This is a genomic window from Halococcus agarilyticus, assembly GCF_000334895.1.
Lineage (GTDB): Archaea > Halobacteriota > Halobacteria > Halobacteriales > Halococcaceae > Halococcus > Halococcus agarilyticus.
In genome coordinates, this window is sequence record NZ_BAFM01000011.1 from 20,127 (window position 1) to 33,063 (window position 12,937).

Below are 12,937 nucleotides of genomic sequence, written 5' to 3' on the forward strand. Positions count from 1 at the left end.
GACGGCCATCGCTTGCGCGGGGTTGGGTCGGGAGACAGTCACCGCCCGGCGTCGGCGGTTCGACGCGTTTATATTCCGTTGGTATGTACTCACATAGTATGATGCCGGATGCGACCGCCGCGGCGGCACCCGTCGCGGCTGACGACGTCATGGCCTCGGTCGACGATGACGGCAGCGTGGAGCGGTTCGTCATCGCCGACATCTCCCGCGACGACGCGTGGATCTCGATGGCGCTCGACGGGGCAGCGTCGCTTCCGGCCTGGCGATAGACTTCTCGCGGTTTTCGAACGAGTTCGACCGACTCGCGAGCTACGAGGGGCGCGGCAGCGAGAGGCTCGCGACGCGCTCGCCGTGTCGCCCGTCGTGGAGCACCAGTTCCGAAATCGTCCACTCGATCGGCTCGAATTCGACGGCCACGAGTTCCCGAGCACGCTCCGCGGAGCCACCACGGGCGAGGGTCACGTGGGGGACGTACGCGTCGCCTTCGAGGTCGGGGATCGGATCGAACGCCGCGACGAGTCGTCGGTGGAGATCGTGGAGGCCGGGACTCTCGATCGCGACGTACGCCACCGGTCCGGGACCCCGAACCGGGGTCTCGAACCAGGCGATCCCCGCCGCGCGCGCCTCGACGGCGGGTGCGCCGGCGAGCGCGCGGCGTGCCCGCTCGAACAGCCGATCCGGGTCGGGATCGGGAGTCTCGAAGCGCTTGCAGACGAGGGTGTGGCGCTCGCGGACCCGATCGAACCCGACGAGGCGGGGGTGGAGGGTGGCGGCGAGGCGCTCGATCCCGCCGGGGACCGGGACGTTGAGGCTGTACACGACCACGATCGGCGCGCTGACGGGATGACGGTGACGGTCACGTGGCGTGGTCCCAGGGCCGGAGTGGTGCAATCGTTGCCGTCCCGGAAGGGTTTAATATCCCCGCCGTCCCAGCAACGGGTACATGACGCGGACACGTCGCACCGGCTCGCCATGCGCCGCCGGGCCGCTTCCGCTTCGACCGCGACGACCGGGCCGTTAGGCCCGCACAAACCCATTTCTTCGACTCGTTTCGCTCCTCAGCCCCCCACCCGAAGGGTTCCGCTGGGCGAACTTCACGACGACACCGAACGACGACACCATGACACCCCCAACCGACACCACACCGCAATCCACCGATCGCGTCGCGCTCGCCTTCTCCGGCGGGCTCGATACCACCGTCTGCGTCCCGCTCCTGAAAGAAGAGTACGGCTTCGACGAGGTGATCGGCGTCACCGTCGACGTCGGCCAGCCCGACGCCGAGTTCGCCGAAGCCGAGGAAACCGCGACCGCGCTCGGCCTCGAACACCACGTGGTCGACGCGCGCGAGGCGTTCGCCGCAACCTGTTTCGATTCGGTTCGCGCGAACGCCACCTACCAAGGCTACCCCCTGGGAACGGCGCTCGCTCGCCCCGTAATCGCCCAGGCCATCCTCGATGTCGCGCTCGCTCAGGACTGTGCGGCGCTCGCCCACGGCTGCACCGGCAAGGGCAACGACCAGCTCAGATTCGAGACCGTCTGGCGCGGCTCCGATCTCGACGTGATCGCGCCCGTCCGCGAACTCGGGCTGACCCGCGAGTTCGAACAGGAGTACGCCGCCGAACGCGATCTCCCGGTCGAGGGCGGCGACGGCGGCGCGTGGAGCATCGATACGAACCTCTGGAGTCGCTCGGTCGAGGGCAGCGATCTCGAAGAGCCCTCATATGTGCCGCCCGAGGACATCTACGACTGGACCCAGCCACCCGGGAAAGAAAGCGAACTGCTCGACATCGAGTTCGAGGACGGGTATCCGGTCGCGCTCGACACCGTCGAGGAAACCTCGACGAGCTCCCGGCCGTCGGCCGGGAATGGGGAGGAGTTCGAGCCGATCGCGCTCATCGAGCAGCTCAACGAGATCGCGGGCGCACACGGCGTCGGGCGCACCGACGTGATGGAAGACCGGATGCTCGGGCTCAAAGTCCGCGAGAACTACGAACATCCCGCGGCCACGGTGCTCTTGAACGCCCACGAGGCGCTCGAATCGCTCGTCCTCACCAAGGAGGAGCGGAGCTTCAAAACGCAGATCGATCACGAGTGGGCGGAGAAGGCCTACGAGGGACTGCTCGCCGCGCCGCTGGTCGACGCCCTGGAGGGGTTCATCGCGTCGACCCAGGAGCGTGTCACCGGCACCGTCACCGTGAAACTCGACGGTGGCCAGGCGCGCCCGGTCGGTCGCGAGAGTCCGTACGGGGTGTACTCGGCGTCCGCGGCCTCGTTCAACACCGCAGACGTCGGCGGCGGGATCGAACAGGCCGACGCCACGGGCGTCGCGAAGTACCACGGGTTCCAGTCGCGCCTCGCGAAGAGCGTCATCGACGACGCGAACGCGACGGCGGAAGCGGTCGCCGACGGCGGGACGGACGGAAAGGAGGAGAACGAACTCACGGCCGACACGATCGACGGGAGCGGGGAGTGAGATGAGTGGAGAGGACGGCGACGTGGTCCGCCGCGACCGGTTCAGCGGCGGCCCCGCCCGTGTGTTCCTCTCCTCGATGGACCACGACGAGCGCCTCTTCGACGCGGACCTCGCGGTCGACCGCGCACACGTGGTGATGCTCGCAGAGCAGGGCATCGTCGACGAGGGAAGTGCGGGCGAGATCCTCGACGCACTCGCCGATATCGAAGCGACGGGCTACGACGCGCTCGACGGCGAGGACGTCCACGCCGCGATCGAGACCGCGGTGATCGACCGCATCGGCGAGTCGGGTGGTCGGATGCACACCGCTCGGAGTCGGAACGACGAGGTGGCGACGTGTATTCGATACCGGCTGCGCGAGGAACTGCTCGACACGATCGAGGCGACGCTCGTCCTCCGCGAGGCGCTCGTCGAGGAAGCGCGTGAGTACGTCGAAACCATCATGCCCGGCTACACACACCGTCAGGCCGCCCAGCCCACCACCGTTGCGCACTTCCTGTGCTCGTACGCCGAAGCGCTCGAACGCGACACGGATCGATTGCTCGCGGCGTACGACCGGACGAACCGCTCGCCGCTCGGCGCAGCGGCCTTTGCGGGCACACCGTTCGACATCGACCGCGAGCGGACCGCCGAGCTGCTGGGGTTCGATGACGTGCTCGGCAATTCGATGGACGCCGTCTCGACCCGGGATTTCCTCGTCGAGGCCGCGAGCGGCTGGTCGGCGCTCGCACTCACGCTGTCGGGGCTTGCGACCGATCTGATCGAGTTCGCGGCGGACGGGTACGTCGAGATTCACGACGACTACGCCTCGACCTCCTCGATCATGCCCCAGAAGAAAAACCCCGACACGCTCGAACTCGTCCGGGCGGCGGCCGGGAACGCGAGTGCGGGGCTGAACGGCCTGCTGACCACGCTGAAGGGGCTGCCCCGGGCGTACAACCGCGATCTTCAGGAGGCGACGCCACACGTCTGGGCCGCCGTCGATGCGGTCGCCCCTGCGACCGAGGTGGCCGCGGGAGCGGTCGCGACCGCGACGTGGAACGAGGACGCGCTCGCCGCGGCGGCCGGCGACGGCTTTGCGACCGCGACCGGCGTCGCCGACCTGCTCGCGGCCAATGGAGTACCGTTCCGCACCGCCCACGAGATTCTGGCCCAGGCCGCCGAAAGCGGCGGTGACTACGTAGCCATCGCGACGGCCGCCGACGCGGTGCTCGACCAATCGCTCTCGGCGGTCGTCGAGCGCGAGGCGATCGAGGACGCGCTCGATCCCGCGACGAGCGTGGCGACCCGCGACTCGGTCGGCGGCCCCGCGCCCGAGGCAGTTGTGGCGGCACTCGACGAGACGCGGACGGCGATCGAGGACGACACCGACCGCCACGACGAGCGGTGCGATCGGCTTGACGCCGCCGCCGCAGTGCTCGAACGGGAGGTGAGTCAGTATCGTTGAGCGACCGCCCCCGCGAGGGGGACGAATTCATCTCGTCGGCGACGGCGAAACGCGCGAACCGCCCGATTTCGGCCTCGAGAGGTCACAGTACGTTTTGTAAACTAACAGACAAGTTCGAAGGGTTTAAGCGGGTACACGGGTGAGGGTGGCACATGGCGAACTGCCCAGAATGCGGGGGCGAGGTCTCCCTGCACGACGACGCTGAGGTCGGCGAGATCATCGACTGTGGCACCTGCGGAGCCGAGCTCGAAGTCATCGACGTCGATCCGCCGGTCCTCGAAACGGCCCCCGAGCTCGAAGAGGACTGGGGGGAGTAAGAGTGAAAATAGGCGTCCTCTACTCCCGGATCCGGCACGACGAGAAGCTCCTGCTCGGTGAGCTCCGGGAGCGCGGCCACGAGGTGACGAAGATCGACGTTCGCGACCAGCGCTTCGATCTCACCGAGCCGCCAGCGGCGTTCGCCGACGTGGATCTCGTCGTGGACCGGTGTCTCGCGACCAGCCGGAGCCGCTACGCGACGCGCTTTCTCGCGGCGTACGGGATCCCGGTCGTGAACTCGCCCGAGACGGCGGCGGTGTGTGCCGACAAGGCCGAGTGCAGCCTCGCGCTCGCGGGAGCGGGCGTGCCGACGCCCCGGACGGAGGTCGCCTTCACCAAGGAGAGCGCGATGGAATCCATCGAACGGTTCGGCTACCCCTGCGTGGTGAAACCCGTGATCGGCTCGTGGGGGCGGCTGCTGGCGAAGATCGATTCCCGGAGCGCGGCGGAGGCGATCCTCGAACACAAATCGACCCTGGGGCACTACGAGCACAAGGTGTTCTACGTCCAGGAGTTCGTCGCGAAGCCCGGCCGCGACATCCGGGTCGTGGCTACTGATGGTGAGCCCGTGGGGGCGATGGTGCGCTCGTCGGATCACTGGCTCACCAACGCGGCGAAGGGAGCCGAAACCGAGACGTTCGAGCTCGACGACGAGGCCCGCGATCTCGTCGCGCGCGCGAGCGACGCCGTGGGTGGCGGTCTCTTGGGAGTCGACCTGATGGAGACCGACGATCCCGACGCGGACCACTCCTACACCGTCCACGAGGTGAATCATACGGTCGAGTTCAAGGCGCTCGACGGCGTCACCGACGGCGACGTGCCCGCTCAGGTAGTCGACTGGCTCGAAGAAAAAGCGGAGACCGCAAACGAAACTGCGGTCGCTGCGCCATGACCCACACCGCGTCGGTCGTCGGCGCGAGCGGGTTCACCGGCGGCGAACTCCTCCGATTGCTCCGCGGCCATCCCGCCTTCGAGATTACCCAGGCAACCAGCCGCGAGTACGCGAACAAGACGGTCGGATCGGTCCATCCCAACCTTCGGGAGCTCGATCTGCGGTTCAGCGAGCCCACCGATCTCGACGAGGTGGACGTGCTGTTCGCCGCGACGCCCCACGGCGTGTCGATGGAGCACATCGACGCGTTCCGGGCGGCTGCGGACACGATCGTCGACCTCTCGGCGGACTTCCGGCTCGATAGCGAAGACCAGTACGACGAATGGTACGACGGTCACAGCCGGCCCGAACTCCTCGACGAGTCGGTGTACGCGCTCCCCGAACGCCACCGCGACGACCTCGCGGGTGCGTCGCTGATTGCGGCGGGCGGCTGCAACGCGACCGCCGCGATCCTCGGGCTCGGTCCGCTGTTCGACGACGGGATCCTCGCGGGCGACGAGCGGATCGTGGTCGACGTGAAGGTGGGTTCGTCGGAAGGCGGAGCAAGTAGTGGAAAAGCGTCCTCACACGCCGAGCGCTCGGGCGTCGTCAGACCCTACGCGCCGACGGGCCACCGCCACGAGGCCGAGATCGAGCAGGAATTCGGCTGTAAGACGGCGTTCTCGGCCCACGCAGTCGACATGATCCGCGGTGCGGCCGCGACCTGCCACGTCTTCCCGAGCGAACCGGTGTCGAAGGCCGACCTCTGGAGCGCCTATCGCGAAGCCTACGACGACGAGCCGTTCGTCCGGCTCGTGGCCGGGGGCTCCGGGGTATATCGGTATCCCGAGCCGAAGGCGGTCGCGGGCTCGAACTACGCCGAGGTCGGGTTCGAACTCGATCCGAGCAACGGACGGATCGTCGTGTTCTCGGCCATCGACAACATGATGAAGGGCTCGGCAGGCCAGGCGGTCCACGCCGCGAACGTCGCGCTCGGAATCGACGAGACGGCGGGACTCGACTTTCAGGGACTCCATCCCGTGGGGGCACCCTGACCATGACGACGGTCGTGAAGGTCGGCGGCGCGCGAGCGGTCGATCCCGAGGGCACGATCGCGGACGTCGCGGCGCTCACAGGAGAGGGCGAGGACTGCGTAGTCGTCCACGGTGGCTCGACAGCGGTCGACGAGACGCTGGAACGGCTGGGCGAGGAGCCCGAGTACGTCGAGACGCCCAAAGGAGTGGTCGGGCGGTTCACCGACGAGCGCACGATGGAGACCTTCGAGATGGTCCTCCCCGGGAAACTCAACACCGACCTCACGGCGTCACTGCGGAAGACCGGTGTGGACGCCGTGGGGCTGTCGGGCGTCGACGGCGGGCTCCTGACCGGCCCCCGGAAATCGGCCGTCAAAGTCGTCGAGGACGGCAAGACGAAGATCCGCCGTGGCGAGCACTCCGGGAAGATCGAATCGGTGAACGCCGACCTCCTCACCGGGCTGCTCGACGACGGCTACACGCCCGTCGTGACGGTGCCGATGCTAGCGGACGATGGAACCCCCGTGAACGCCGACGCCGACCGGGCGGCCGCCGCGGTCGCCGGCGCGCTCGGCGCGACGCTCGTGGTGCTGACCGACGTGCCTGGCGTGCTCGCGGATCCCGACGATCCCGGAACGCTGATCGGACAGGTGAGAGCGCCCGACGAGCTCGCACGGGTGGAGTCGGCCGCCGAGGGGTTCATGGGCAAGAAGGTGATGGCGGCGACGGAGGCGCTCGACGGCGGTGCCGCGTCGGTCGTCGTCGCCGACGCGAACGCCCCTGATCCTGTTCTCGCGGCGCTCGACGGCGACGGGACACACTTCGCGCCCGGGGCGATCGAAACCGAAGCGGAGGTCGACGCATGAGCGGGTTCGTCCATAACGAGAAGCCGATCCGGCTCCACGAGGGAGAGGGCGTCCACCTCTACGATGCGGACGGGACGGAGTACCTCGACTGCGGGGCGAGTTACGCGTGCGCGCCGCTCGGGCACTCCCATCCCGACGTGACCGGGGCGATCACCAACCAGGCCGAGCGGCTGACGTTCGTCCAGGCGTCCTACCCCGTCGACGCGCGCGACCGGGCGCGCACGGCGCTCGAAGCCGCCGCGCTCGACGGGTTGGAGAACGTCTGGCTCTGTAACTCGGGGACGGAGGCGAACGAGGCGGCGCTGAAGTTCGCCCGGAGCGCGACTGGGAACCCGAAGATCGTCGCCACGATGCAGGGCTTTCACGGCCGGACGATGGGCGCGCTCGCGACCACGTGGGAGAGCGAGTACCGCGACCCGTACGAACCCCTGATCGGCGATGTCGAGTTCGTCCCTTATGGGGACGGCGACGCGCTCGCCGAGGCGGTCGACGACGAGACCGCAGCGGTGATCCTCGAACCGCTCCAGGGCGAGGGCGGGATCAACTCACCTCCTGAGGGGTATCTCGCAGCGGCGCGCGAGCACACCGAGGCGGCGGGCGCGGCACTGATCCTCGACGAGGTCCAGACCGGGATGGGGCGGACAGGAGAACTGTGGGCGTGCGAGCGTGCTGGCGTGACGCCCGACATCCTCACAACTGCGAAGGGGCTCGCGAACGGCCTCCCCGCAGGAACCGCGCTGTGTGCCGACTGGATCGCCGAGGGATACGGCTCGCACAACGCCACCTTCAGCGGCGGGCCGGTGGTGAGCGCCGCGATCGACGCCACCGTCTCGACGGTGGTCGAGGAGAGCGTGCCGGCCAACGCGGCCGCTGTCGGCGGGTATCTCGCGGGCGAACTCGACGCCGAGCTCGGCGATCGGGTTCGCGACGTGCGCGGCGAGGGGCTGATGATCGGGATCGAGGTCAAGCGCGGCGCGAACCGCGTGCTCCGGGATCTCGCGCTCGATCACGGGATCCTCGCGCTCCCCGCCGGCCGGTCCGTGGTGCGGCTGCTGCCGCCGCTGATCCTCGGCGAGAGTCATGCAGATCGGGTCGTCGACGCGCTCGCGGACGTTCTCGGAGGGCGATCGACGTGAGCGAAGCCATCACTGGCGTCTCGACGAGCGCGGCGCGCGATCTCCTCGTCGAACTCGTCGAGACCCCCTCGCCGACCGGCGAGGAGGCGGCGTGTGCCGAGCAGCTCGTCGCGTTCTTCGAGAGTCACGGGCGCGAGGCGTTCGTCGACGAAGTGGGCAACGTCCGCGCACCCGCCGACGATTCGGTTTTGCTGACCTCCCACATCGACACCGTGCCTGGCGACATCCCGGTGCGAGTCGAACCAGGCGACGGCGAGCGCGAGGGAAGCGAGGTGCTCTGGGGTCGGGGCAGCGTCGACGCAACTGGGCCCCTGGTTGCGATGGCGGTCGCCGCCGTCCGCACGGGCGTGAGCTTCGCGGGTGTCGTCGGCGAGGAGGTCGATTCGAGCGGCGCGCGCCACCTCGTCGAGACTCGCGACGCGCCCGACGCGGTGGTCAACGGCGAGCCCTCGGGCTGGAACGGGATCACGCTCGGCTACCGCGGCCTGCTCGCGGGCACCTACGTCGCCACGAGCGAGTCCGGCCACACCTCCCGCCCCGAGAACAGCGCGATCGAGGACGCGATCGACTGGTGGGAGCGGGCGCGAAACGCCGTGGCCGACGACCGCGACGAGTGGACCCCCGTCTTCGAGCGCGTGACGCCCAAACCCATCGAGGTTCACGGCGGAACGACCGACGACGGCCTCTCGGTCGAGGCGACGATGGACGTCCAGTTCCGCGTGCCGCCACGGCTCACCGTGGAGGAAGTGCGCGAGGCCGCCGACGGCGAGCTGGACGGCGGCACCGTCCGGTGGTACGACGAAGTTCCTCCAATCATGACCACTCCCCGGAACCCGGTCGCGCGGGCGTTCCGCGGTGCGATCCGGCGGGCGGACGGCGAGCCGCGCCTGCTCCGCAAGACTGGCACAAGTGACATGAACATCTACCGGGCGTGGAACTGTCCGATGGTGACGTACGGTCCCGGCGATTCGGACCTCGATCACGCGCCCGACGAACGCCTCTCGCTCGACGAGTTCGACCGCTCGATAGGGGTGCTCGAAGACGTCGCCGGACGACTCGGGGAGAGCGCATGACACGCCATTTCACCGACATCGACGACCTCTCGGCCGACGAACTCGAAACGGTGCTCGACACTGCTGCCGAACTCAAATCGCAGGTGAAACGCGACGAGCCACATCCCCTGCTCGAACGCCAAACCCTCGGAATGGTGTTCGAGAAACCGAGCAGTCGGACGCGGCTCTCGTTCGAGACCGGGATGACCCAGCTCGGCGGCCACGCGATCTTCCTGGGTCCGGACGACATCGGGCTCGGCGAGCGCGAACCGCTCGCCGACACCGCCCGCACCCTCTCGGGGTACGTCGACTGCGCGATGGTCCGGCTGTTCGATCACGGGGACTTGGAGGAGCTCGCGGCCCACGCCGACGTGCCGATCGTCAACGGGTTGACCGACGACGCCCACCCCTGCCAGACGCTCGCGGATCTGCTGACGCTCCGCGAGACGGTGGGGTTCGACGCGCAGGTGGCGTGGGTCGGCGACGGCAACAACGTCGCGCAATCGTTCGTTCTCGGGTGTGCGCTCGCCGGGATCGACCTCACGGTGGCCACACCGGAGGGGTACGGGATCGACGAGCGCGTGCTCGATCGCGCCGACGAGATCGGGACCGCACCCGACGTGACGACCGATCCGGAAGTAGCGGTCGCGGGGAGGGACGCGGTCTACACCGACGTCTGGGTGAGCATGGGCGAGGAAGCCGAGCGCGAGACGAAACTCGCCGCGTTCGAGGAGAGTGGGTTCCAGGTGAACGCCGACCTCCTCGACGACGCGACCGTGCTCCACTGCCTGCCCGCCCACCGCGGCGAGGAGATCACCGAGGACGTGCTCGAAAGCGATCGGGCGGTGGTGTGGCAGCAGGCAGAGAACCGACTCCACGCCCAGAAGGGGCTCCTGGCGTTCCTGCTCGACGCGCTGTGAGACCGAAACGACGTCCGTGAGGGCGGAATCGCGCGGGCGACGTTCGTCGCCACTATCCAGATAGCGACACATACGAACGGGAAGTTTCGAGAGACTCACGCGGAACTCGACCATCACTTGGAAAAATGACTATTTATGCGGGTGTGGCATCGTGACTCGTGCGTCACCGCACACGAGACCAATGAGCAACGAACCAGACGACATCGAACGCACCGACAGTCCCTCCCTGTTGGGGGACGCGAGCGAGTATCTCACCTCGCGGCGATCGTTCATGACCGACGCGGCGACAGTGGGTGGCGGAGCGTTGGCCCTCTCGGCTCTCGGCGGAACGGCGGCAGCCGACGGCCACGAGGGTGACGATGGCAACGGTAGCGGGGGCGGGAGCGGGGATGTCAGCGATGTCGACGTCCTCAACTACGCACTCGGACTCGAACACCTCGAAGCCGCGTACTACAACGACTTCCTCGACAGCCACTCCGAGAGCGAGGTCGAGAACTCAGACGTCGCGAAGTACTTCGCGCGACCGACGCTGCGGTACTCGGTGTACCAACAGATCCAGGACGTCCGCGATCACGAGGAAGCCCACGTCGAGGCACTCACCGGGACGATCGAGGACCTTGGGGGGACGCCCGTCGAACCCGCCGAGTACGAGTTCCCCTACGAGACGATGGAGGAGTTCGTCGCGATCGCCGACCGCCTCGAAGCCGTCGGCGTCTCCGCCTACGCGGGCGCGGCACCGCTGCTCTCGAACCGCGACCTGATCCCGCCGGCGCTCTCGATCCACAGCGTGGAGGCCGAACACCAGACCTACTTCCAGTTGCTCCACCTCCAGCGACCAGCCCCCGACGCGTTCAATCCCGCGCGCTCGATGGACCAGGTGCTCCCGATCGCGCGGCAGTTCGTCGCCGGCGCGGACGGCGGCGGCGGGCGGATGTTCACCGCGACCGTCGAGAACGTCTCGACGCCAGGCGCGCTCAACGTCGACCGCGCGGACGGCGTCGTGCCGCTGTCACCGCCGGTCTGGGCGGTGTACTCCGGCGGCGAGAACCCCGCGTTCGTTCCGGGCGAGGACGCCAACGAGGGGACCGAGATCGTCGCCGAGGACGGGTTCCCCATGACGCTGGCCCAGACGGTGGCCAGCGCCGAGAACACCACCGACAGCGGCGTCGCTCCCTCACCGGGTGGCTCGCTGGAGACCCCTGCACTGGGGCCGGGCGAGTCCGTCGAGTTCGGCTTCAGCGCCGCACCGGGCGATCACTTCACGATGGAGACGATGTTCGTCCAGTCGAACGACTGGTTCTACGGGTTCGAGGGACTCTCGCTGTTCGACGGCGAGGAACCGGTTTCGGGCGACGTGACCGACCACATCGCGGTCTACGACGCCGGGACCGAGGCCGACACCGCGCCGGGCACCGGTCCCGACCAGAAGCCCGTCCAGGACCCCGAGGCGATGGACGTCGGCCCCACGGAGGACGAACCGATCCAGCTCGCCGCAGAGCGCCATCCCGACTTCGATATCCCCGACGCCAGCGAGGTCATCGAGGTGACCATCGCGCCGCAGTGAACGCGACGCCGACGATTCCAGGGTGCTCCTTTTTCGTCGTGGCAAGCGACGCCGATTTCGGATCGGGACCCAACATATATCTCCGGGCCGCGAGAGGGCTTTCGGGAGCGAGGATGGAGAAGGCGCTGTGGTATCTCTTTACGGCGACGCGTGGCGGCGCGAACCGCGTCCGCGTCGTCCGGGCGCTCGCCGAGCGGCCGAAAAACGCAAACCGTCTCGCCGAGGAGTTGGATATCGCCTACACCACCGCTCGCCACCATCTCGACATGCTCTGTGATCACGACGTCGTCGAACGAAGCGACGAGGAGTACGCCGCGCTGTTCTTCCTCACCGAGCAGTTCGAACGAAACCGTGATGAGTTCGAACGCATAGCACAACACGTGGAGACCGACGGATGACGACCCTCCCTACCGTCCTGATGAGCGACACGATGACGATCGCTAGCGCCCTCTCCGGCGTGAGCATCGTGATGCTACTCGCGCTCACGGCAGTGTGGCTCAACAACTACCGGACGTTCCGGACGCCGCTGCTACTTGGCCTCGTCGCCTTCGGCGCGGTGTTGCTCGTCGAGAACGGCGTCTCGCTCTACTACTTCTTCACGATGCGGAGCCTGTACGCGATGGATCCCGCCGCCCAGCGGGTGATCGCGGCGATGCGGGCGTTTCAGGCGGTCGCGCTCGTCTTCCTGACGTACGTGACGATGAAGTGATCGCGGCGTCGCTGTCCCCGCGGCCGATAAAAAACGGACGGTCGTTTCGAGCGGCTCAGCGGAGGAACGAGTAGACGACCCCGAGGAGCAGGCCGTAGACCGCGTGGCCTGGCAGGCTTCCGGGGAGTGCGAAGTTCGGGAAGTCCGGTCCGAGCCCGGCACCCACGGCGTCCAGCCAGAGCGGCATCACGAGCGCCGCGAGCAGCACCCAAAGTACGACGCCGTAGACCAACCCGACGACAGCCGACCGCCCGAGACCACGACCGACGCCGGTGCCGGTTGCAATCGCGGCGAACACCACCCCGAGAATCGCGCTGTGGATCATGTGAACGACCCAGCCTGCGAGGCCGTTCGGCGGCGGTGCGAGCCCGTACAGCGCCGGAATCGCACCCACGATAGCCGGCCGCAGCATCATCGTCATCATCGCGCCCATCACCGCGCCGCCGACGAGGCCGCCGATAACGCCCGCCTGCCAGTCGGCGAGCCCGGTGCCGGTCGTCGTCGCCGTTTCGGATCGAGTCTCTTGGCTCATGCGCGAAGCGATACA

At 68.2% G+C, this 12,937-nt stretch carries 15 protein-coding genes; 13 read left to right on the top strand and 2 right to left on the bottom strand.

The features are described 5' to 3' along the window. Nucleotides 1-98 precede the first annotated feature (98 nt). On the top strand, nt 99-269 hold the full coding sequence (locus TX76_RS18110) for a DUF7556 family protein (RefSeq protein ID WP_195156042.1): 171 nt from the start codon (nt 99-101) through the stop codon (nt 267-269). Nucleotides 270-309: 40 nt separating this feature from the next. Here TX76_RS18110 and TX76_RS10070 read toward each other — a convergent pair whose 3' ends face one another. After that, on the bottom strand, nt 310-819 hold the full coding sequence (locus TX76_RS10070; RefSeq protein WP_049902393.1) for a 2'-5' RNA ligase family protein: 510 nt from the start codon (nt 817-819) through the stop codon (nt 310-312). Between the two features lie 301 nt (nt 820-1,120). Here TX76_RS10070 and TX76_RS10075 point away from each other — a divergent pair, with 301 nt between their 5' ends. The 12 genes from TX76_RS10075 (at nt 1,121) to TX76_RS10130 (ending at nt 12,390) form a co-directional block, all read left to right on the top strand. After that, nucleotides 1,121-2,473, top strand: coding sequence for an argininosuccinate synthase (locus TX76_RS10075; protein ID WP_049902240.1), 1,353 nt, complete (start codon nt 1,121-1,123; stop codon nt 2,471-2,473). Between the two features lies 1 nt (nt 2,474). Continuing rightward, nucleotides 2,475-3,920, top strand: a complete 1,446-nt coding sequence (gene argH, locus TX76_RS10080) for an argininosuccinate lyase (RefSeq protein WP_049902241.1) — start codon at nt 2,475-2,477, stop codon at nt 3,918-3,920. A 152-nt stretch (nt 3,921-4,072) separates the two neighbouring features. Then, nucleotides 4,073-4,237, top strand: coding sequence for a lysine biosynthesis protein LysW (gene lysW, locus TX76_RS10085; RefSeq protein ID WP_049902242.1), 165 nt, complete (start codon nt 4,073-4,075; stop codon nt 4,235-4,237). Nucleotides 4,238-4,239: 2 nt separating this feature from the next. Continuing rightward, entirely contained in the window at nt 4,240-5,130 is an 891-nt protein-coding gene (gene lysX, locus TX76_RS10090) for a lysine biosynthesis protein LysX (protein WP_049902244.1), read from the top strand. Next, complete coding sequence (gene argC / locus TX76_RS10095; protein ID WP_049902245.1) at nt 5,127-6,164, top strand: N-acetyl-gamma-glutamyl-phosphate reductase; 1,038 nt, start codon at nt 5,127-5,129, stop codon at nt 6,162-6,164. The genes lysX and argC overlap by 4 nt, the downstream gene beginning before the upstream one ends. A gap of 2 nt (nt 6,165-6,166) precedes the next feature. Then, a complete protein-coding gene (locus TX76_RS10100) occupies nt 6,167-7,009 on the top strand; it encodes an acetylglutamate/acetylaminoadipate kinase (protein WP_049902246.1) in 843 nt (280 codons plus the stop codon). Further along, nucleotides 7,006-8,145, top strand: coding sequence for an aspartate aminotransferase family protein (locus tag TX76_RS10105; RefSeq protein ID WP_049902248.1), 1,140 nt, complete (start codon nt 7,006-7,008; stop codon nt 8,143-8,145). The genes TX76_RS10100 and TX76_RS10105 overlap by 4 nt, the downstream gene beginning before the upstream one ends. Beyond that, nucleotides 8,142-9,218: a [LysW]-lysine hydrolase gene (locus TX76_RS10110; protein ID WP_049902250.1), complete on the top strand. Its 1,077-nt coding sequence runs from the start codon at nt 8,142-8,144 to the stop codon at nt 9,216-9,218. The genes TX76_RS10105 and TX76_RS10110 overlap by 4 nt, the downstream gene beginning before the upstream one ends. Further along, nucleotides 9,215-10,117 carry an ornithine carbamoyltransferase gene (gene argF / locus TX76_RS10115; RefSeq protein ID WP_049902252.1) on the top strand — a complete coding sequence of 301 codons (903 nt, stop codon included), beginning with the start codon at nt 9,215-9,217 and terminating at the stop codon, nt 10,115-10,117. Before TX76_RS10110 ends, argF begins: the two co-directional genes overlap by 4 nt. A 181-nt stretch (nt 10,118-10,298) precedes the next feature. After that, nucleotides 10,299-11,681 (top strand): spondin domain-containing protein, encoded by a 1,383-nt coding sequence (locus tag TX76_RS10120; RefSeq protein ID WP_049902253.1) that lies wholly within the window; start codon nt 10,299-10,301, stop codon nt 11,679-11,681. Between the two features lie 113 nt (nt 11,682-11,794). Continuing rightward, nucleotides 11,795-12,079: a winged helix-turn-helix domain-containing protein gene (locus TX76_RS10125; protein ID WP_049902255.1), complete on the top strand. Its 285-nt coding sequence runs from the start codon at nt 11,795-11,797 to the stop codon at nt 12,077-12,079. Continuing rightward, nucleotides 12,076-12,390: a hypothetical protein gene (locus tag TX76_RS10130; protein ID WP_079890799.1), complete on the top strand. Its 315-nt coding sequence runs from the start codon at nt 12,076-12,078 to the stop codon at nt 12,388-12,390. Before TX76_RS10125 ends, TX76_RS10130 begins: the two co-directional genes overlap by 4 nt. A 55-nt stretch (nt 12,391-12,445) precedes the next feature. Here TX76_RS10130 and TX76_RS10135 read toward each other — a convergent pair whose 3' ends face one another. Further along, nucleotides 12,446-12,922 carry a DUF6789 family protein gene (locus tag TX76_RS10135; RefSeq protein WP_049902257.1) on the bottom strand — a complete coding sequence of 159 codons (477 nt, stop codon included), beginning with the start codon at nt 12,920-12,922 and terminating at the stop codon, nt 12,446-12,448. Nucleotides 12,923-12,937 lie beyond the last annotated feature (15 nt).